The 21,114-nt window shown below is 42.6% G+C and carries 20 protein-coding genes; 8 read left to right on the forward strand and 12 right to left on the reverse strand.

Annotated features, from left to right (window positions below; all coding sequences use genetic code 11):
- Positions 1-226 precede the first annotated feature (226 nt).
- The 5 genes from yhaM to DFR59_RS02680 all read right to left on the reverse strand — a co-directional run bounded on the left by yhaM (position 227) and on the right by DFR59_RS02680 (position 7,875).
- Positions 227-1,171, reverse strand: coding sequence for a 3'-5' exoribonuclease YhaM (yhaM, locus tag DFR59_RS02660; RefSeq protein ID WP_114744076.1), 945 nt, complete (start codon positions 1,169-1,171; stop codon positions 227-229).
- Between the two features lie 56 nt (positions 1,172-1,227).
- Positions 1,228-4,215, reverse strand: a complete 2,988-nt coding sequence (locus DFR59_RS02665) for an ATP-binding protein (RefSeq protein WP_158538292.1) — start codon at positions 4,213-4,215, stop codon at positions 1,228-1,230.
- Between the two features lie 17 nt (positions 4,216-4,232).
- Positions 4,233-5,459, reverse strand: a complete 1,227-nt coding sequence (locus DFR59_RS02670; protein WP_114744078.1) for a metallophosphoesterase family protein — start codon at positions 5,457-5,459, stop codon at positions 4,233-4,235.
- A gap of 267 nt (positions 5,460-5,726) precedes the next feature.
- Complete coding sequence (locus DFR59_RS02675) at positions 5,727-6,983, reverse strand: ABC transporter permease (RefSeq protein WP_114744079.1); 1,257 nt, start codon at positions 6,981-6,983, stop codon at positions 5,727-5,729.
- On the reverse strand, positions 6,976-7,875 hold the full coding sequence (locus DFR59_RS02680; RefSeq protein ID WP_114744080.1) for an ABC transporter ATP-binding protein: 900 nt from the start codon (positions 7,873-7,875) through the stop codon (positions 6,976-6,978). The genes DFR59_RS02675 and DFR59_RS02680 overlap by 8 nt, the downstream gene beginning before the upstream one ends.
- Before the next feature lie 160 nt (positions 7,876-8,035).
- Here DFR59_RS02680 and DFR59_RS02685 point away from each other — a divergent pair, with 160 nt between their 5' ends.
- Complete coding sequence (locus DFR59_RS02685) at positions 8,036-8,215, forward strand: YhzD family protein (RefSeq protein ID WP_425454683.1); 180 nt, start codon at positions 8,036-8,038, stop codon at positions 8,213-8,215.
- A 62-nt stretch (positions 8,216-8,277) separates the two neighbouring features.
- On the opposite strand, the gene DFR59_RS02690 is transcribed toward DFR59_RS02685, so the two are convergent.
- The 5 genes from DFR59_RS02690 to DFR59_RS02710 form a co-directional block, all read right to left on the reverse strand.
- Positions 8,278-9,072, reverse strand: coding sequence for an enoyl-CoA hydratase (locus tag DFR59_RS02690; RefSeq protein ID WP_114744082.1), 795 nt, complete (start codon positions 9,070-9,072; stop codon positions 8,278-8,280).
- 86 nt (positions 9,073-9,158) lie between these two features.
- Positions 9,159-10,661 carry a coproporphyrinogen III oxidase gene (locus DFR59_RS02695; protein WP_114744083.1) on the reverse strand — a complete coding sequence of 501 codons (1,503 nt, stop codon included), beginning with the start codon at positions 10,659-10,661 and terminating at the stop codon, positions 9,159-9,161.
- A gap of 125 nt (positions 10,662-10,786) precedes the next feature.
- The gene (locus DFR59_RS02700; protein ID WP_114744084.1) at positions 10,787-11,656 is read right to left on the reverse strand and encodes a Cof-type HAD-IIB family hydrolase; all 870 of its coding nucleotides are present in this window, start codon (positions 11,654-11,656) and stop codon (positions 10,787-10,789) included.
- Positions 11,657-11,823: 167 nt separating this feature from the next.
- The gene (locus DFR59_RS02705; RefSeq protein ID WP_114744085.1) at positions 11,824-12,177 is read right to left on the reverse strand and encodes a YlbF/YmcA family competence regulator; all 354 of its coding nucleotides are present in this window, start codon (positions 12,175-12,177) and stop codon (positions 11,824-11,826) included.
- Between the two features lie 117 nt (positions 12,178-12,294).
- Positions 12,295-13,434, reverse strand: a complete 1,140-nt coding sequence (locus tag DFR59_RS02710) for a DUF445 domain-containing protein (RefSeq protein WP_114744086.1) — start codon at positions 13,432-13,434, stop codon at positions 12,295-12,297.
- Positions 13,435-13,573: 139 nt separating this feature from the next.
- Here DFR59_RS02710 and DFR59_RS02715 point away from each other — a divergent pair, with 139 nt between their 5' ends.
- The 4 genes from DFR59_RS02715 to DFR59_RS02730 are packed head-to-tail and all read left to right on the forward strand — an operon-like array spanning position 13,574 to position 18,579.
- On the forward strand, positions 13,574-14,956 hold the full coding sequence (locus tag DFR59_RS02715; RefSeq protein WP_158538293.1) for a YheC/YheD family endospore coat-associated protein: 1,383 nt from the start codon (positions 13,574-13,576) through the stop codon (positions 14,954-14,956).
- The gene (locus tag DFR59_RS02720) at positions 14,949-16,037 is read left to right on the forward strand and encodes a YheC/YheD family endospore coat-associated protein (protein ID WP_114744088.1); all 1,089 of its coding nucleotides are present in this window, start codon (positions 14,949-14,951) and stop codon (positions 16,035-16,037) included. Before DFR59_RS02715 ends, DFR59_RS02720 begins: the two co-directional genes overlap by 8 nt.
- Positions 16,038-16,048: 11 nt before the next feature.
- Positions 16,049-17,410: a YheC/YheD family endospore coat-associated protein gene (locus DFR59_RS02725; protein WP_114744089.1), complete on the forward strand. Its 1,362-nt coding sequence runs from the start codon at positions 16,049-16,051 to the stop codon at positions 17,408-17,410.
- A complete protein-coding gene (locus tag DFR59_RS02730; protein ID WP_114744090.1) occupies positions 17,407-18,579 on the forward strand; it encodes a YheC/YheD family endospore coat-associated protein in 1,173 nt (390 codons plus the stop codon). Before DFR59_RS02725 ends, DFR59_RS02730 begins: the two co-directional genes overlap by 4 nt.
- 74 nt (positions 18,580-18,653) lie before the next feature.
- On the opposite strand, the gene DFR59_RS02735 is transcribed toward DFR59_RS02730, so the two are convergent.
- The gene (locus tag DFR59_RS02735) at positions 18,654-19,049 is read right to left on the reverse strand and encodes a ferritin family protein (RefSeq protein ID WP_114744091.1); all 396 of its coding nucleotides are present in this window, start codon (positions 19,047-19,049) and stop codon (positions 18,654-18,656) included.
- Between the two features lie 150 nt (positions 19,050-19,199).
- On the opposite strand from DFR59_RS02735, the gene DFR59_RS02740 reads away from it, so the two are divergent.
- Positions 19,200-19,415 carry a YheE family protein gene (locus DFR59_RS02740; RefSeq protein ID WP_114744092.1) on the forward strand — a complete coding sequence of 72 codons (216 nt, stop codon included), beginning with the start codon at positions 19,200-19,202 and terminating at the stop codon, positions 19,413-19,415.
- A gap of 56 nt (positions 19,416-19,471) precedes the next feature.
- The gene (locus DFR59_RS02745) at positions 19,472-19,672 is read left to right on the forward strand and encodes a hypothetical protein (protein WP_114744093.1); all 201 of its coding nucleotides are present in this window, start codon (positions 19,472-19,474) and stop codon (positions 19,670-19,672) included.
- A gap of 46 nt (positions 19,673-19,718) precedes the next feature.
- On the opposite strand, the gene DFR59_RS02750 is transcribed toward DFR59_RS02745, so the two are convergent.
- Entirely contained in the window at positions 19,719-19,979 is a 261-nt protein-coding gene (locus tag DFR59_RS02750; protein WP_114744094.1) for a metal-sensitive transcriptional regulator, read from the reverse strand.
- Positions 19,980-20,110: 131 nt separating this feature from the next.
- Here DFR59_RS02750 and DFR59_RS02755 point away from each other — a divergent pair, with 131 nt between their 5' ends.
- On the forward strand, positions 20,111-21,034 hold the full coding sequence (locus DFR59_RS02755; RefSeq protein ID WP_158538294.1) for a PucR family transcriptional regulator: 924 nt from the start codon (positions 20,111-20,113) through the stop codon (positions 21,032-21,034).
- Positions 21,035-21,114: the final 80 nt, after the last annotated feature.

Consider the following 21,114-nt stretch of genomic DNA (forward strand, 5'->3'; position numbering starts at 1 on the left):
CGCTGTGGGGTCTCACCTGTCCAGCTGATCCCGCAGGACATTGAAAAACTTCGTAGAATCAACGCCGCACGAAGGAAATGCGAATGCATTTCCGAGGAGTCTTGCACCTTCCATTCCAATCAACAATGTACATTAATAAGGTTAATTTTCCTGCGAAGTAATCAGACCGGGTAATACATATTAAAGTAAATAAAAAGGTGTCCCATTTATGAGACACCAATACTTATTATTTATGAAACACCGGCTTGTAGAAGGAGCGGTTTTCCAGGGCGAAGACTCTTTCTGAGAATTCTCCCGGCTTGACTCTTTCCAATGCACGGTCGAGCATATTCATTTTTGCATCAAGGTTGTCAATGTAATGCAGGATCTCTGCTTCCTTGATCATCGGCACTTTTGGGCTTCCCCATTCGAGTTTTCCGTGGTGGCTTAGGACCAGATGCTGAAGGACCATGACTTCTTCTCCATGAATGTTCAGCTCTTCAGCTGCCTTGCCGATTTCATTCACCATAATGGTAATATGGCCCAGGAGGTTTCCTTCAACAGTATAGGATGTCGAAATCGGACCTGATAGCTCCATAACTTTTCCCAGGTCATGGAGGATGACGCCCGCATACAATAAGTCCTTATCAAGCGACGGATATAAAGCAGCAATTGCTTGGGCCAAATCAAGCATGGACACAACATGATAGGCCAATCCGGAAACAAACTCATGATGGTTTTTTGTTGCTGCCGGAAATTCCAGGAATTCACTTTGATGTTTCTTCATCAAGTGCCTTGTGATGCGTTGAATGTTCGGATTCTTCATTTCAAATATATATTGAGTGATTTTACTTGTGATTTCGTCTTTTGTAATAGGAGCCGTTTCAAGGAAATCCGAGATTTGAACCCCTTCTTGAGAATTTGCAGGACGAATCTGCCTTAGTTTTAATTGCTGGCGCCCTCTGTAATTCTGCAAATCTCCGCTCACTTTAACAATGGTCTGAGCCTGGAACACTTTTACGTCTTCATCTGATGCATCCCACAATTTTGCCTCTATATCCCCTGATTTATCTTGAAGGATGAGTGTCAAAAATGGCTTTCCGTTACTGGCGATCCCTTTTGTCGAAGACTTTATGAGCAAATAAAGCTCTACCTGATCTCCAACATCATAATGTAGTACACCACGTGTCATATCAATTACCTCCGAATCTTCCAATATAGAAAAGTATATCATAAATCGGAAAGAGTTTAAGAATTAATCAGTGTGCCGCTCTCGAGCTCAAGGATCTTTTCAGCCTCGAATAATTTTTTCAAGTGGCTGTGGCAGGTAAAGAAGAGAATTTGAGTAGTCGAGGACAATTCCTGCAGCATCTCAGCCATCGCAGACATTCTATTTTGATCGAAATGAACAAATGCATCATCAATGATCAAAGGCAGCGGGTATTCTTCTGTCAATACAGAAACCAATGCAAATCTGAATGAAGTATATATTTGTTCTGAGGTCGCCTGGCTTACTTCGCTTGGCTCGAACAACAAGCCATCTTTACGCTTGATCAGAAATGACTGCTCTTTTTGCTGAATGATTCCGAGATACTCCCCATTTGTCAAATGCTGAAGGAATCTTTCTGCCTCCAGAATAACCTTCGGAAATCTTTCCTCTTCAAACTTTCGAATGGTCTTTTCCAATATACTCTTGGCTGCAGCAAGGGCTGCCCATTGTTTTGCCTTTTCTTGGAATAGTGACTTTTGATAATTGAAGCGGTGCATCAGTTCAGTGTATACCCCGCCCTCTTCCATTATTTTGATTTCCTGGCGCAGTTCTGAAGATTCTCGCTGGAGTGCTTTGATCTGCTCCTGATGCTCCTTGATCCCTGTTTCGAGCATGGAACATTCATTGAAAAGTGCTTCATCAGTTTGAAAGGATCCAAGCTCTTGAAGTTCCTTTTCTGAAAGCTGCATTTGCAAAAGGGACAGCTCTTTTAATAACTCTCCTTTTTCCTTGAACTGCTCAGCTTTCAGCCGGAATGATTCCTCATCCCGAACGGAAGCTTGTTGGAATAATTCATTCAGCTGATCTTTTAGATTTTCCAATCCGGTCTTAATTTTCACCCTTGCTTCCTTAAGGTGCTCCAGTTTCTGCCTGCCTTCACGGTAGAAAAACTTCTTTTCTTCCTCTGCTTTTATCATTCTTTTCAGCTGGACCATTAACTCTTCAGTCCTATCCCCGTCCAAGCCCACTGATGCGCTAATGGATTTGACCCCGCCTTCCCAGTTCTCGATTTTTGCTGACAATGACTCAATCATATCGACAAGCCTTTGTCCTTCTGCTGCTGCCGTAATACTTTCTTTAATCAAGTTGAATGCATCTTCGAGACGGGAAACCGGGAATGAATCAGACAGCCGCAATGCTTCTTTCAATTCCCGCGCTTTTTGCTTATGCGTGTTCCATTCCTTCTGCCATTTTTCCTGCAGTTCTTCACTTTCTGCGCACCTGCCCTGCTGTTCCTCCAGCTGAATGAGCGTCATCTTCCATTCATTCCTCAGCTTTATTTGGTAATCATACTGAGCCCTATGTTCCTGGAATCTCCCAGAATCAGATGCTTGAAATTGCTGGCTGATGGCATCCGCTTTATTTTTCAGCAGCTCTTTCTTCTTGTTGAGATTTGCCTGCGACTTTATCACTTTTTTGTGATTTATCCAAAATTGAACACCTGACATGGCCAAAAGGAATAAGGCAGCACCTCCGATGATCAAGTTTGATCCAACCAATCCCCATATCAGCAGAGCAATTGAAGCGGCCATGAAAAGGATGTGCATTCCCCTTGAGGATTTGTATTGGTTCTTATTCCATTCCGCTTGAATTGCTAAATCTTTTATTCTTTCATTCAGGGAATTCCATTCTTCCCTCAGTTGGTTTTCTGAAGCCCCTCCTGAGAAATTTTTCTCTAGCTCCCGGAATTGATCTTCACTAAACATATCCTTTTCCAAGACGTCAAGGCGCTTGTCCATCTCGGCAAGCTTCTTCGATTCTCTAGCTTTTTGGTCATCCAAATCTTGCTTGAGCATGTTCAGTCTCAAGTCTTTCTCCACTGAATCTTTCACTGCGGCTTTCATTTCAAGCCCTGCCTGCACCCGGCCCCATGCCTCAAATGAAAATGGAGGAAGATGAAGTTCTTTAGAATTAGCTTCCAGCCTCCTCGCCACTTCTTCTAATTGTCTGGAAAGCCTGGAAGCCTCCTCCCTCCAATGTTGATAAGCTGGCCATTCTGCTGCCGCCCTGTTTATTTCAGCTTCTGCATTTTGAAAATTCGGGTCCGGCATATTCTGTTTCAAGTAGTCTTCTATTTCAGCAATTTGATTTTCAGTCGATTGCCACTCAGTTTTTCCCGTATGGAGGCTTTCCAGCGTTTTTTCCAACCTGCTGACGCCATCTGATGGAAAATGAATCCCTTCCAATTCGACAAGCCTTTTATCGATTCTATTATATTGATGGTACACCGGCATCATCTTTTGAAGATGCTGAATATGAAGGAGTTTTTGCTGAAGGTTGTCCCGCTCTTTTATGAATGATTCCATCTTTTCTTCGCTTTTTTCTAATGAATGGGTCAGAGAACTGTATTTTTCATTCTCATGCCTTGCTTTTTTCATCATTTTTTCCAGCTCTCGCAGCTCATCCAATTCCTTATTCAACAGCGGCTTTCTGCCACTCGGCTTAAAAAGGTCATCCATTTCCTTTTGAAGCTCACGTTCTGCCTCGAATATCCGATCCGTTCCCATCGTACCTGCCGAGAACAGAAATTTTCCGATATCTTCCTTGCTTAGTCGATGAACTTGCTGCAGTCCATGGACACTGAAGGAAAAAATAGCTTGAAAGACTGATTTATCGATTCCACCTAGGATGCGGGCAAGAAGTTCTTCTCCACCCACTGTCCCATCCTTCAATAAAACCTTTACATCGCCTGATGCCTTTCCTCTTACACGCTCAATTGTGACTTCTCCCCAGTCGTGTGCCTCAATGATTAATTGTCCGCCATATTTCGAATGAGTTTTCGGTTCAAATCGACGCTCGTTTTGCACCTTCGTTGGAAATCCAAAGAGAATATTTTGAATAAATGCCATAATCGTAGATTTGCCTGCTTCGTTTTCCCCAAAGAACACTTGGAGGTTTTTATCAGGATGAAGGATCAGCGACTCGAATTTTCCATAGCCGTATATATGGATTTCTTTTATCTGCACATTCATGTCCTCCTTTTTTAACGGTGAAGCAGTCCAGCCAGAATCTTCTTGGCATTTTGCAAAACTTTCACCTGTTCATCCTCGTCCGGCGCTGCAATGAATTTCCTTGCATGCAGGTGCCGGTATAAATCCTTCATACTTTCATCCATGTCCTCTTTGCTAAAACCATCCATAGCATTCTCTAATTCATGAAAAAAGGAACTGCCCTGAAATTCCGTTCGAGGAGGAACAGCTTCCGCCCAGTCAATCCTGTTCAGCCAAACAAATGAGTCATCAAAATCCATGGAGTCTTGAAATGCCTCCAGGAGTTCTCCGGAAACAATTTTGTCCTTCGCTTCCTGGGAAAGAGAAGCAGTTCCGATCAATTCGATGTTCAGGATGACGCCTTTTCCATTGATGTATTCTTCTGTAATGGCCTTCTCGATACAATAGAATACATCATTGAAATGCACGATTCCTTCAATCGAAACCTTTTTGTTCTCCCAAATCACATCAGACGTTTCCACTTTCTCCATTTTCGAATGATCTGATGATAGTTCTATTATTAGGCACCCTTTTGCACCTGTTTCTTTTCGGTGGCGCCCCTGGATATTCCCGGGGTAGATGATATACGGGTCTTCCCAAAGGATCTGGTGCTGATGAATATGTCCCAGCGCCCAATAATCGAACTCTTTTTCCAATAATTCTCCTACTGTAAACGGGGAATATGGCTGGTGGCTGCTGGGACTGTTTTCGCAATGCCCGTGAAGCATCCCGATATGATAGTCGACATCCCCATTTTTTATGAAATGCGTGCAGGTCCTTTCCATTACATGCCGTTCTCCATAGCTGATGCCATATATATGTATCATCATTCCCCTCTTAGTTTTCATCTCTTTGATGGAAACCTCATCTGAACCAAACACCATTACATTCTCCGGGAGCTCCACGCAAGTCCAGCTTCCTCCGAGATGATCATGATTTCCATGTATGATGAAGACAGGGATTTCTTCCTCAGCAAGACGTTCCATCTGCTTCTTCATCCTCGCCTGTGCTTTGATGCTCCGGTCCTCTCCATCATATAAGTCTCCGCTGATGAGGACAAAATCAACTTCCCTAGTGACTGCTTCCTCCACAATCCGTTCAAATGAGCGGAAAGTACTCTCCCGCAGCCTATTAAAAAGCCCTTCTGGAAGGCTGCTCAGGCCGGAAAATGGGCTGTCCAAATGCAGATCGGCACAATGAATGAATGATATTTCTTTCATGCTTCCACCTCCTCAATGCGAATGCACGTTCTTATCATTTCATTATAGCCTATTTATGTGAATTAAAAAACACATCTCTCTTAGAAAAGCGAAAGCGCCTCGATCAGCCCCGACAAGCATAAGACGGAACTCGAAGGAAATCCTGATTTCCGTAGAGGTACGGCTTATGACTCGAGGGGCTAGGCGCTGGAGCTGGACAGATTTCATTCTTTTAAAAAAACACACCTCTTTTCTATAATACTTAGAAAAAAGATGTGCTTCTTATACTTATTGATTTTTAGTCAGCTGCAGTGCTTTTCGGATATCTTTATAAGAGTTTGATTTTCCATACATCAATACTCCTCCCCGGTAGACGCGCGCACCGAAAATTCCAAGGGCAATGATCGCCGCAACCAGAACCGCAATGCCAGTCAATGCTTCCCACGTTGGGATGTCGAGCATTCCGATTCTCATGAACATAATCATCGGGGTGAAGAAAGGAATATAAGAAGTGATTGTGATGAAGGATGCTGATGGGTTTCCAAGACCATACATGGAAATGAAGAACCCGATCATGATCAAAAACGTCATCGGCATAATCATTTGCTGCATGTCTTCTATTCTGCTGACAAGCGAACCCAAGAAGGCCGCAAATGTAGAATAGAGCAAGTAGCCAAGCAGGAAAAAGACAATGGCATAAATGATAGTAGACGACTCCATATTTCCAAATCCAAAAAATTCGAAGAATCCTTCTTTCATATTTTTATAATTCTGCGATAGTGAAATGTATCCTACTGTGAGGACCAGCCCCATCTGCGCCAAGCCGAGCATTGCGACCCCGATGATTTTCCCGAACATATGCTGAAGCGGGGGAGCACTGGAAATCAATATTTCCATGACACGGGATGATTTTTCGGTGGCAACTTCCATGCCAATCATGTTGGCATAAAAAATCACAGCGAAATAAATGATGAATAGCAGAATGTAAACCATTCCTCTTGCTTGATTCAGTTCTTCAGCTGATTTCGCATGGCTTGAAAGTGCTTCTTTATCGAATTGAACCGGCTCATTCAAAAGAAGCAGCTGCTCTGGAGCCAGCTTAAGCTGATTAGCTGCCAGATTGGATTTTACACCCTGCAAGGCTGCCTGAAGGGTGCCCATTGTATCTGTATCAGTGATTGCTTCTGCTTTATATGACGCTTTCACGATCTTTTCTTTGTCTTGTTCGATGATCAGATAGGCATCATATTTTTCTTTTTCAAGATTTTTTCTCATCGCCTCTTCAGAGGAATCGGTTTCCTTTGTAAGGTGAACGTCTTCATCAATAGTTTTCAGTGAGGCTTTAAACAGATCGTAGACGCCCCCTGTTTCATCTATAACAGCAATCTTTTTGATATCATTTCCCGCACCGAATAGATCCATTATTCTGCCCATATTTGTCATGCCGAGAACACCGAGCAGCAGGATGACTGTAATGATAATGAAGGCCTTTGATTTTAGCTTGGTCATGAATGCCTGTGAGAGGATCAGGAAAAATTTATTCATAGGAAGCACCTGCCTTTTCTATAAAGATATCATTAAGGGAAGGTTCCTCCAGCTCAAATTTCCGGATGAATCCTTTTCCATAGATGTTCTGCAATACTTTTTCTGCCGTTTCCTCGCGGTCGACCTGAAGACGGACCCCTTCTGCCGTCTGCTTCCATTTAAGGACTCCATCCAATTCCTTCAATCCGGATAAATCAAAATCGGCATGGATTGAGATGTTTTTCTTCCCGAAATCTCGTTTGATGTTTTTCAATCCCCCCTGGACGACCGGCCTCCCTTTCTGCATGATGCAAAGGTTTTGGCATAGCTCTTCGACATGCTCCATTCGATGGCTGGAGAATACAATCGTGGATCCTTGATCTTTTATTTCGTGGACAGCTTCTTTAAGCAGTTCAACATTTACAGGATCAAGTCCACTGAAAGGTTCATCCAGGATCAACAGCTGCGGCTTATGTATGACAGATGCGATGAACTGGATTTTCTGCTGGTTTCCTTTAGAAAGCTCCTCAACCTTTTTATCTGCATACTCCGGCACTTTGAAACGGTCTAGCCACCGAGTAAGCTGTACGGAAGCCTCGTGCTTCGTCATCCCTCTTAATCTGCCTAAATAGACAATTTGATCCTTTACTTTCATTTTTGGATATAGTCCCCGTTCTTCAGGCAGGTAGCCTATGTGGGAACTTGTTGAATAATCGATGGGCTTTCCATCCCATTCAATCGACCCTGATGTTGGATCGATCAATCCCAGAATCATTCGAAACGTCGTCGTCTTCCCTGCACCGTTTGATCCAAGAAAACCAAACATGTCATTTTCTTCAATCGCAAGAGATAATCCATCTACTGCAGTAAAATGACCGAATTGTTTTGTGGCGTTATGTATTTTTAAAGCCATTTGACAGCCTCCTTTTTGTTCACATTAGATTTACGAATTAAAATGGAAAATGATTCATATTTTAATGATTTTTCTATAACTTTTCTTCTTTTCATTTTCAGAAAATTATGCAAGAATAATAGTAAGTGAATTTGATATACCTTTAGAAAGGAAGATCTTCATGTATAAGCTGACTGCTTTTAAACCAAATGGCGAAAAAATCCTTGATGAATCATTTGAAGCTAAAAATGATGCGGAAGCTAAGGAATTGGGTAAAACGATGCTGGAAGAAAAGGAATTATTAGAAACGACTCACCGCTGTACTTCTCCTGCTGGTAAACTATTATTATTCCATGTTTGAACGAAAAGAAGCTTGAGTATCGACCTCAAGCTTCTTTTTTGATCCAGCTCCGCTTTTCTATCTCATTCCCCTTTAAATACAGGAGGCCGTTTTTCCAGGAATGCCTGGATGCCTTCTCGATGGTCTTTTGTGTTTCTCATTTCATATTGTCCCTTCTTCTCATGTTCCAGATAGGAGCGAAGCTTTTCCAAATTCATCTGTGAATAGATGGTTTTTGTTTTGATCATCGCCTTCAATGGCTTCTTGCTCCATTTGGACAGCAGGGACTTCAATTCATCCTTTAGTGAGCCAACTTGCACAAGTTGATCGATAAGCCCCAATGTGTGGGCTTCGACCCCTGTCATGACTTTTCCTTCCCAAATGACTTTCTTGGCGGCGTGCGCACCCAGCCTGTTCTCCATTAAGAAGTGGCCGGCGCCGTCTGGAATCAGGCCGATGCCGATAAAATTCATTGCGATTTTGCTTTCCGGGTCTGCCAAAATGTAGTCTGATGCAAGTGCAAGACTTAGACCAAGTCCTGCAGCAGCTCCCTGAATGCAGCTGACTGTCAGCATTGGCATCGTATAGAGTGTTTCAATCATTTCTCCGATTTGATCCATGATGACAAAGAAATCGTCATTATTAGGCTTCTGCAGCATCTCTTTAATATCTCCGCCAGAAGAAAAAGCAGGACCGGAGCCTTGCAGGACAAGGATTTTCACTGACTCGGACTTCTTGAGCTCATTCAGGCACTGGGCCATTTCAGAAATCAAATCTTCATTCAATGCATTCAATTGCTTCGGCCGGTTCATCGTGATATAAGCAATATTTCCATCAACATCAACATTCAGCGTCTTATATGATTCTACAAAATTCATAATATTCCCCCTTTTCTTACCTCCTTCTAGCATACCTAAAGACAAAGTGCCTGTCACCAAGAAAAGGGTGATTCAGGCACTTATCGTTATTTTTCAAATAGATCGTTCAGTATATTGATTTTTTTCTGGGTGTAATCCTGGAATCCTTCGTTGTAGGATTTCGGATCTTTCGGGTTGTTGAAATGTGTGATTTTGCCCGTTTCCGGATCCACAAATTTGCTCGCTGCTCCGCATCCGATTCCAATGATTGTCTGTACTTCTTCCATGATCATAATATTATAGATGCTTTCTTGATTAGCCAATGAGTAGCCCACGTTTTCCAGATTTCCCAGGATGTTTTTCTGACGGTATAAGTAATACGGTTTATAAGCATGCTCTTTTGTCCATTTTTCCGCCATTGACATCATTTCCTGGACTTCTTCTCGTGGAGCCACCTTATATTTATCTTTATTCTGTGTCATCTCTGAAGCCCTTTTAAAGGAGAGGGTATGCACTGTCAATGATTCCGGCATCAGTTTTTCCGTCTCATCAAGGGAATGCTGAAATTCCTCTATCCCTTCATTCGGGAGACCGATGATCAAATCCATATTAATATTATTCATGGCCATCTTTCGGGCCAGATGGAATTTTTCAATTGTCTCTTCAACGGTGTGGTGGCGTCCGATCGCTTTCAATGTCTCCTGTGTATAGGACTGCGGATTGATGCTGATCCGATCGATATTCCACTTTTTCAGCACTTCCAGTTTTTCAGGAGTAATCGTATCAGGGCGTCCTGCTTCCACCGTAATTTCACGGATGTTTTCCACATCTGGGAAGGATTCATACATTTCTTCATATAATACATCCATTTCTTCAGCAGAGATCGATGTAGGAGTGCCTCCTCCGTAGTACACAGTCGTAATTCGAATATGGTTCTCCTTCAGCCATTTCCCCATTTCCCTCATTTCATAATGAAGGCCTGCAAGGAATGAATCGACTCTCCCCTGCTTCCCTTGCATTGCAAATGCAGGGAATGTACAGTAAGCGCATTTCGTCGGACAGAATGGGATGCCGATATAGATGCTGACTTCTTTTCCAAGGTCATACAAGTCCGGAACAACCTCGAGCTGTGTATCGACTATGGACTGCATCAATTCCACCTTTTCAGGGGTAATCATATAGTTTTCCATCAGGCTTTTATGCGCCTCTTCTCTAGAAACGCCGGCCTGAGTTGATTTATGGAGCAGTTTTGTGGGTCTCATCCCTGTCAAGATGCCCCATTTTTGAATGATTCCTGTATAGTTTTGCAGGACTGTCAAATAAGCATGTGAAAGAACATTTTTTTGGAGGCGGAAGTATTCTTTTTCCGTCAATCCGGATTGGACTGCCTTAGAATAGGAAGCGTTCAATTCTTTTTCTTCCTTTGTTCCTTTTAAAGAAGCGTGGGCCTTAAGGGATCCTTCTTCTTCTTTAATGGAAATATCGATGATCAAGTCGGTATCTTCGATTGGTTCCAGGGATACAGTGGGTTCTTCAAAAAACAGGTTGCCTATCAATTGGAGCGGCCGATGAAATTTTTCTTCATGGATGCCGTTTATTTGTATGTTCAACGCAATCACCTTTCAGTATTAAAGCTTCCTTAAGTTTACTGAAAGACCATTGGGAGGTCAATCAAACACAAAAAAATGACCCCTCTACTCGTTCTTCAACGATTGCTGGGTCATTTTTTTCAAAGCTATTTTTTTATTACGTTCATTTTTTTCAGGAAGTCGATGGGCTGCTGCTTGCGGAAGTGCTCTTTGATCATGTAGGCTACACCGTTTTCGGTTGTGTCCCGTGTGATCCAGTCGGCGCTTCTTTTTACTTCTTTATGTGCATTCCCCATTGCTACTCCAAGCCCAGCCCATTGCACGAGCGGCAAGTCATCGAGGCCCGAACCGATCATTACGACTTCTTCTCTATGGATGCCTAGGCGATCGCAGACATAGAGTACGCCTTTCAATTTGGACGCGCCATTTGGCACGATTTCTAATTTTTGAGGCCCGCTTACCAGGCAGTCCACTTCGAAATACATGCTTTCAATCGCTTTTTTTGCATCCTGCATATCTTGCTCATTGGCAAAGGATACTTCCATTTTTGGCGGTTCGGCTGGATTCCCTGCCAGCTCCTCGCTCAAACTCTCTACATATTTGGTCGAATAGCTGAGGCTTGTCGCCCTTTGCCAAAATCCTTTTATTACAAGGTCCTGATCTGATTCTTTTTTGTTTGCCAAGGCATATTTTTCATGGAGCAGACGAATATCGCATTCAAAGTCCTCAAGGAATCTTACCACATCATACGTGATGTCCTCAGGAATCCTTTTGACCAGAAGCGGTTTATCCATCTCATTTGCAAGATAGGCCCCTTGATGGGTGACAAGAAAACTTTCAAGCTTCAGGGCTTTTGCTACCCTTTTGGCTGAAGGGAAGCTTCTCGATGTGACGAGCATGACATAGACGCCCTTCGATGCCACATATTCAATGGCTTCCTTCGTCTGCTTATTGATTTTCCCATCTTCATTTAATATTGTTCCATCTATATTCATTGCAAGTAAACGATAAATCATTGCTGTTCCCCCTTTGGTGTATACCTTGTTCTTTAATTACTACTATGAAAAAGCTTGTAAATATAGAACAGGCTTAGAGGGAAACTAAACAAAAAAGCCGGATTCGATCAATCTCCTCACCCGTTAAACAGGGGGACATTGGCCGAATCCGGCTCTTAGAGAACCAATCAGCTTCCCATTGGTCCGTATAATTCCTCAAGCGGCTTCATGATAATTTTATTTAGATCCGCAATCACCATGCTTAATTGCTGCTCAGCTTGCATCAGCTTTGCAATTTTAGGATTCTGCTGAACAAGCGCAGCTGCTTTTTGTGCCTGCTGAACTTCTTCTTGTGAAATTTCTTGTCCGGACATTTGCTTTTGCTGCAGTCTTACTTGGATGTCACGGAAATTAGTGAAAAGCTGATTGGCTGATTCATCTTTGTTGACGGCATCATAGTAAGCCACCAAATTTTTATATTCATCGCTTTCACGCAATGCTTTTTGCAATTCATAAGAAAGATCATGTAAATTAACAGACATGCTTTATTACCTCCTTGAAATTTTGCCGCAGCCGCGTTCCTGGCATACCGGCTCTTTTAAAACCCACACTCACTATAACAAACTATGTATGAGAATGCGAGAATGTGCGAATGCCCATCAATTATTCAGCAGGAGGGTGATGATTCCTTGAATGATACCGATAATACCGCCTAAAAGGGCTCCAAGGTACGTGATCATCCCCAATTCAGACCTGGTGATGCCAAGCACGAGTTCTTCAAGGCGCTGGACGGAAAATGTTTCGACCTGTTCCTTGACCATGTCCTCAACCCGAAGTTTCTTCATCAATAAAGGCATTTTTTCAGCCAGCGCTTTAAGTCCGGCCTGAACAGCTGCAGGAATCACTTTTTGCGAAATGGCATCGGAAAAGCGGCCTAAGACCGACCCGATCGTTTGGTTATAGAATGCCTCAATGTTGACTGCCTTTTCGATCATGGATGTGAGGGCTGCCTCCACTTCTTTCGCTGGAGCTTGGTCAATAATGTCCTCTAACGAACGTTCCTTCCATTTGCCCCATTCTGACTTGATCACTGTATTCAGCAGTTCGACAGTTCCAGGATTATTGAAGAATTTCATGATTTCCGGCTGAACCTTATCAATCAGGGAGTCGTTGCCGAGAAACATTTTTACCATGTTCCAAAGCATGCCCCTCTCTTTAAAAAAGTCTTCAAGCAGCATCTTCAACCGTATCTTTCCTTCTGGGGAGGAGAAGTAATCTTTCCCTTTTTGCAGGATGAAATCTGCTGCTTCAGGTATTTTGGCTTCAACCTTTGCTTCAAAATCGGGTCCTATGATTCCAGCAACTGTCTTCGATTTATTATCCATAATCCAGGACTCGTACTTTTCATGAATGACTCGTTTCAATAGTTCATTCGTTTTGCCGGCCGGGTCTGAAAATCCGGTACCTGCCAAAAGATCACCGATTTTTTTCTCAGAAATCGCAACTGAAGACAGTTCCTGCTGCAGCCACGAAACGATTTCATCATGAAATTCAGGCTGCATCAATTTTTTTTCTATGCTTTCAGGCGTGACCAAATGGTCTACTACCATTTTCCCTAATTGGACTGCCAATTCATCTCTTCTTTTTGGAATCAGCCCCGGTGTAAACGGAAGCCTCCATTTCCCGATATAAATAGGTTTATAAGGCCTGAAAAGCATTTTGATCGCAAGTGAATTGGTGAAGCCGCCGATCACAGCTCCGATGGCCGCCATCAATAAAATTACTAAAAAAGCATGCATTTACTACTCACTCAACCTTTCTTTTTACCATAAAAGCATCGAACCTTTCAAAAGGGTGCTACATACGATGCAATATCAACTAATGCCTAGTAAATAATTATATCTACAACCATTGACTTTAAGCAAACGGGGAATGACTATGGCTGCTCTTATTTTGTTCCATATAAATGAAAAACCTGTCCATGTTCCCTCATTCCCGGGAATCTTCCTTAGTCCTGAAGACGGAGACGCACTTGGCTTGAAGGATGGACAGCAGGCAGATGTTCAAATAGGCAATAAAAAATCCGCTGCCCTTATCTTCCTGCAGAATGATTTGGCGGAAGGAATGGGAAAAGTCGATTCTGCTTTATACAATCAATTAGGGATCCCCCATCAGATCATCCGTTGGAATGTCCGCTTTCATATGAAGGATGGCCATATTAAACTTGGTCCTTTCCTCTCCATTTTAACGGAAATCCGCCAGAACGGAAACGGTCAGCCTCATTTTGGCTCCATTCATTGCTTCGCAGAAGAACTGCATGCGTTCACACAAAAAAATGGGGGTTACCTTTCATTGATGGGGCTTCCTTCATCAGTCAGCAGCACCGGCTCACCGTCTTCATTTTATTTAGATGGTGATCAATGGACTCGTGCGGTCCTTCCCCTTCCTGATGTGGTATATAACCGTATCCATTCCAGAAGGACGGAACGATCTGAAGTGTTTAAAATGGTGTATTCGCATTTAATCGATGAAGGCACTGTCATCTTCAATCCACACTTCCTGTCAAAGTGGGAAGTCCATCAGTTCCTCAGGAATGAAAGTCATCTGCTTCCATACATCCCTATAACAGATCTTTATTCAAGGTCTGTACTGGCTGCCTATCTGGATGAATTCGGGGCTGCCTTCATTAAGCCCATCCACGGAAGCCAAGGCAGGGGAATCATTGAAATCAAGAGGAAGAATGATACTTATCATATAAGCCAGACCAATTACCACCAGGTAAAAGATCATCAATTTTCAGAACTCCGAGAAGCTGAAAATCTCATCGCTGGATGGATCGGCAAAAGGGCTTGCATCATCCAGCAATCCCTGCAGCTGATCTCACTGGATGATAAAAAAATAGATTTCCGGCTTCTCGTCCATCCTAATCGATCAAAGAAATGGACCGTCACTTCCTCTGTTGCGAGACTATCCGCAGAAAATCAATTCGTGTCAAACTTGGCACAGGGAGGCACCATAAACAAACCCTTAGCCGTCCTTCGTGAGTTCTTTAAACCAGAGACAGCCCATTATATTTATTCCTTAATGAAAGAATTAGCAGTGGAATCTTCCAAAACCTTATCGGAATCGATTGAAGGAGTTGCAGGGGAATTCGGCTTGGACATCGGGGTCGATCAATCCGGAAAAACGTGGATCATAGAAGTGAATACTAAGCCATCCAAGCAATCGGAGCAGATCCAATCGCCATTCCGCCCATCCACAAGAGCCATCTGGAATTTTGCAGAAATCCTATGGCAAGAAAGGAGATTACAAGATGATTAATTTAGGAATTCTTACTTTATGTCCTGAAAGACCGTCTGACTATTTTGAAGAACTTGGAAAACTAAGCAAGGAGGCAGAAGTGAAACTCTTTCTCTTCTCTCCTCTCGCAATCATGCCCGGTTCGGATGCTGTATCAGGATTTTGCTTCGACCACGATCAGCAGACTTGGGCAAATGCTTCATTCGAAATCCCGGAGATGCTTTACGACCGATGCCTCTATGGAGAAAATAAAAACGATAAAGATGCCCAGGCAATTGTATCCTGGCTGAAAACAAGAAAAGATATCACTTTCCTTGGGTATGGACTGCCTAATAAATGGTCCCTGTATGAGAAGCTTAAAACGGACCTTGAATTATCCCCTTATTTACCCCAGACAAAAAAAGTCAGTTCTGCCCAGCAGATTATCCAAGAAGCGCAAGTCTACGGGGAAGTCATCATCAAACCCGTCAATGGTGCACATGGCTACGCTGTATATTCCATCCAATTCCATGAAGGCATGCTTCTCATTAAAACGACGAAAAACGGTAAAGTAGTCTCCAAGCTGTTAGCGAAACCGGATGAATCCATTCCATTTTTTGAACGTCTCCTTATCAAGAATATATATATCGTCCAGCCGAGGCTTCCGAACTTGGATGAGACAAATCGTCCGTTTGATCTCAGGGTATTTCTTCAGAAAAACGGGGAAGGAAAATGGATTGAGAGGGCAAGGGGGATCCGAATCGGCCAATCAGAGGGAATTTTAACAAACATGAGTGCAGGGGCATCCATCCTCCCCTATTCCGAATGGAAAACAACCACCCCACAATTCAATCATTCATTCTTGGAAAAAGAAATCAAGGAATTATTAGAAAAACTGCCGCCGCTCCTTGAAGAACACTTTTTCCCGCTATTTGAATTAGGCATAGATATCATCATTGCAAAAGATGAATCCATTTGGGTGCTCGACATCAATTCCAAACCCGGAAGAAAGCTGGTGGCGTCCACAAATCCAGTACAATTAGAATCACTATATAAAGCTCCCTTTGACTATTGCCGCTTTTTAACAGAAAAAGTTGATGAACGATTTGAAAAAACAAAGTGAGGTAGAATGTGATGGCGAAACGATTCAGACTAGAGAGAGTCCAATCTGAAAAAAGCTTGGTCTATCTCCCTGCTAATTTTGATGAAAATAAAATATTGTCGACCATTGGTTTCGGCTCTTCTGAATGCCAGGCAGAATTTCTGCAGCAGCCAAATGGAAGAAATGTCATTTCAATCAGTTCAAAGCTGTCTAAAGAGCTGCACCTCCCCAGCCACATAGAAACAATCCATGTTTTTACGAAGGACAACTGTCTTCATTTAGGACCTCTGATCGGCATTTTTTCTTCCGGTTTCACTCCCTTCCAAGTCCGTCCGATTGGCGAGAGGTCGTTTTTATTTTCAAAGATCCTTTCTTCCCAGTCCGCAGCAGGAGTCGTTCCGTTCCTTTTCGGAGATGGACATATTGATTGGGAACACGGATTGATCAATGCCTACTTTTTCACCGATAAAGGCTGGGAGCAGGAAATTGTTCCGTTTCCAAATGTAGTTTATGACAGGCTTCCTAATCGGCGAAGCGAAAAGCTTAAAGTATCGAAGGAGATTAAGGAAAGGCTTGAAAAAGACTATTTGATCCCTTGGTATAATCCGGGCTTTTTCAACAAGCTCGAAATTTTTGAAAAACTCTACAATACCCCGGAGGCTGAAATATATTTACCGGAAACCGCCCCTTTTCAATCATTTCATCAAATTGAACAAATGTTGTCAGAGCACGGGCAAGTATTCATTAAACCGCAAAATGGAAGTTTGGGTCTTGGGGTTTATCAAATCATCTATGATAAAAAGAATGGGGCCTACTATTGCCGCTATCGGGATCAACAAAATAAACTTCAGCGTTTTTCAAGTTTGGAAAGCCTGGCGAAAGTGGTTTTTGCTAAAAGGAGCCTTGACCGGATGCTCGTTCAGCAAGGCATCTATTTAATAAAGCATCAAGGCAGGCCGCTTGATTTCAGGGTACACGCCAATAAGGACGAAAAAGGAGAATGGATCATCAGTGCGATTGCGGCAAAAATGGCCGGGAATGGCTCACCAACCACCCACCTGAATAATGGCGGGGAAGTAAAGACTCTGGAAGAAATATACCCGGATGAACAGAATCAGAAATTATATCGAGAAAAGCTGGAGAAAGCAGCTTTGATCCTTTCCAATGCACTTGAAAGGCAAATCGGAGGCATCGTGGCTGAAATCGGATTTGACTTCGGAATCGATCGAAACGGGGATATATGGCTGTTTGAAGCTAATTCAAAACCGGGAAGATCTATTTTCTCCCATCCAGAATTACGGGAAGTGGATCTGCTGACGAGAAAATTAGCATTATCATTCGGAATTTATTTAACGGAACAAACATTTGAGAATCCTGAGGAATTATTTAGATGATGCTTTATTTCCATGAAGGCTCTCGATATTTTTCCCACACTGGTGTTCAACCTTTGTTTTGGGGGAACAACGAAGATTTCGTTGAGGGGCGGGGGGAAACGAGCCGGTTTGATTTCAAGATGTGTGAAAGGAAAAATCAAATCGGGCCACTTATCGGAATTCTAACCGGGAAGAATAAAGCGGGGCTTTTAACAGGAAACGGCTCCCTATTCAAAAGCATACAAGCAGAATTGCAGGAAATCGGAGGATTCAGCTTTGTCTTTACATTGGATGACCTTTTTCCCCAAGGCATCCATGGCTATTTTCACCATCCTTCGACCGATACTTGGCATGAAACAGATTTTCCTTATCCAGAGATCATCTATAACCGCCTTCCTTCCCGTAAAACCGAGGAAAGTGAAAGTTTTCACCATTTAATTAAAACACTGAAAGAAAAAGAAGTTCCCTTCTTCAATCCTTGCTTCATCAATAAACTGGATATGTATGAATCATTTAAAAATATCCCCTCTATTTCTAAACACCTCCCCTTTACCGCTCCACTTATGGAGAAAAGCGCACTGTTGGCGCTACTGGAGGAGAAAAGGAATCTCTATATCAAGCCCATCAAACAATCTCAAGGAAAAGGCATCACCCTCTTGACTATGGATGAGTCAGGAGAATGGAGACTGGTAAAGGAAAAAGACACAGCCCGCTTTTCATCCTTCGACTCCCTTTGGGAATGTGAGGGGGATAAATGGCTGGCAGAGCCCTACTTGATGCAGGAAATGATTCAAACCAAACAGGCTGCAGGAAAGAAATACGACCTGCGCGGGCATGTCCACTTTGGGAAGAAAGGATACACCCTTACCGGAATCGGAGTCAGGCTTGCGAACAAACAGCAGCTTACCACCCATATGAAAAGAGGCGGATCCCTCTACCCTTACCATTCCATCCGGAATCCTCTTCTGGAAACTGAAATCAAGTCCCTTGCAAAACATTGCGGGAAAGCATTATCAGACCTTTATGGCTTTTTCGGGGAATTCACATTCGATCTCGGCCTTGATGAAAGAAATCATATTTGGCTTTTCGAATTGAACTCCAAACCGATGAGTTTTGATGAAGAAGAAATCGAACTAAAAAAACGTTCAAGCATAGTGCGTCTATTTTATCAATTGACCCACTGGGTTTGAAAACAAAAAGCCTGATTTCCCTTCGACGGAAACCAGGCTTTTCTATGGAAATCCTAAAATAACGCACGTTCCATTCATTTCAATGAATTATAGATCGTTGAAAAACGGGTAGCATGGTTCATTTCATCCGTCATAGCGGTAAACAATGGCTGGTAGGCCTGCTGATTTGGCATTTCAAAAAGCATATCCCGATAAGAATCAGCTGCTTCGAGTTCATCTTTCAGCGCCATCAGAACCCCTTCTTTGAAAGTGGTGAACTTCACTTTCTCCTGTTCATTTTCATAGTAGTTCCCTGTCAGGAGATAATGAAGATATTGAAACATCTCATAATGCTTTTTCTCATCCTGCATAGGTTCTTCTATAAATTCAAGGAATAATGGATTGTTTGTTTTTGTCTTCAGTTCCTTATAAAAGTGATAAGCCTTCCATTCATCCGTGATGGCTTTCTCAAGCTTCTCCAAAAAAGTCATGTTCCCAGCCCCCTTTTTTTCATATCGGTATACACTATGTTGCTTGGACCTCGATTATTCGCTTCATATTGCTCCCAAACAGCGGAGATTCCCACTGTTCAACCAGAGCCTAAAAACGTACAATAGAAGCAGAGAAAAGGGGCTGAGTATATGATTCAACACTTTCAATTCCAACCAATGTACAAAGAACAGCGGCTGCCCGGATGGACAATTTCCTTCTATTTCAAACAGAACCGCTATGAAGGCAATTATCTTCCGGATGGAAAAATCGAATGGACATCTGCGGCACCGCCTGAAGATTCCGTCCAAGCACTGTCCTCCCAAATCCATGATTTAATGCTTTATCACGTATACGACAAACAATAATGGCATGTATGGGAAGTTCCTTCTTTTGAAAAAATAATAAAAAGGAGGAATGAACCATGTCCAGTAAAGATAAAGAGCAATACGAATTTCTTGAAGATACGAATTATGAAGGCAAAAACAAAGCCTATCTCGATGTCGATCGAATGATCAATGAGGGCATGTCCGGCGGTTCCGTCCACATGAGGGCAGAATCAGCCAATATTGAAGAAGCAACGGACTTGACGGAAGAGACTCCACCGTCCTCGATGCAGGGGTAAAAAAGAAAAAGGCATTTCCATAATCGGAAATGCCTTTCTTAATGCTTTATCGGCTCTTGACGAGCATCTTGACTGCTTCTTGAATTGCCTCTTCAGCACTTTGCCCCTGATCGGAGGATTCCTTGATGCATGCTTCCAAATTCTTCGCCACAATCAGACCGATTGAACGATCGACAGCAGAACGGATGGCTGACAGCTGTGTCACGACATCCTTGCAGTGCTTATCTTCCTCCATCATTCGAAGAACGCCTCTAACTTGCCCTTCGAGACGGCGCAGACGATTTTTCATCTCTTGATTATATTCCATGTTTTCCACCTCGACCTAATACTACATACTAGTGTATAGAAGTTATTAACAGTTTTCAATTACTTGATTTTGAAAATAAACGTCACTTGCCTGTATAATAATTGTACCATAATACAAAAAGAGGAATGCGAATGCTGGAAAAATTAATCAATCAATTCCCCAATTCACTCATTGTTAAAAACAATCCGCTCCCTTCAAACGAATACCATTGGTTTAAGGACGAAGATAACCATCAATTCATCGGAATCCCGAATGAAGAACTTTCGGATGGACAACTTGAACTTCTTCAAGCTTTGTTTCCTCATGTGGAGCAAACTGATGGGTTCCAGGTGATTGCCGGCCAGGCAAATGCATGGTATGAATTCCTGTTCAAAGGAGAGGATTCACCACTGTTCAAAAATGAATTCAGAGTGATTCAGTTTTATCTTTCTTCCCCTTCGATTGAGGCTGATGGTCTTGGAGAGGCGCTGGTGAATATTTTCGAAAAACCTGCAGCAATCGGTATGCTCTCTCCTCATCAAGGGTTCATCATTGAGGAGAAGATAGACTTTTCTATATCCAATGAAGAGCTTGCCTCTGCTATTGAAGCATTTGAAGGCGATTTTTATACAAATGCCCTGTTTTATATTGGGTCTTTCCATCTGCCTGATAACTTTAGAGAACGTTCATTTGAGCAGGAACAGAAGTATTTTCGTTTTGCACAGCAAACGATGCTGAAAGATAAGGTGGTTTCATTTGATAAAGTGCTGCCGGTCTTCCTGGTGAAGGAATTGCGTGAAAATCCTTCATTAGCTTTTAAATCCTCAATGGATCAGGTCATCTCCATTTTCCAAGGCGATCCTGACCTTTTTTCGGCAATAAAAAAATATATCGAAAATCATAATAATACAAGTTTGACAGCAAAGCAGCTGTATCTTCACAGAAACAGCCTGCAATATCGGCTTGAAAAGTTCACTGACAGCACAGGAATCGATTTGAAGTCATACAGCGGGACGCTTGCCGTTTATCTCGCTTGTCTGGAATACGAATATTTCAAGGATGAACACTTTGCCTAAACGACCTGCACCCTTTTTGTGCAGGTTGACCATATTATTTTGAAAGGGCTTTCTTTAAAATAGGTGCTAGGACATGAAAA

The organism is Falsibacillus pallidus, from assembly GCF_003350505.1.
GTDB lineage: Bacteria > Bacillota > Bacilli > Bacillales > DSM-25281 > Falsibacillus > Falsibacillus pallidus.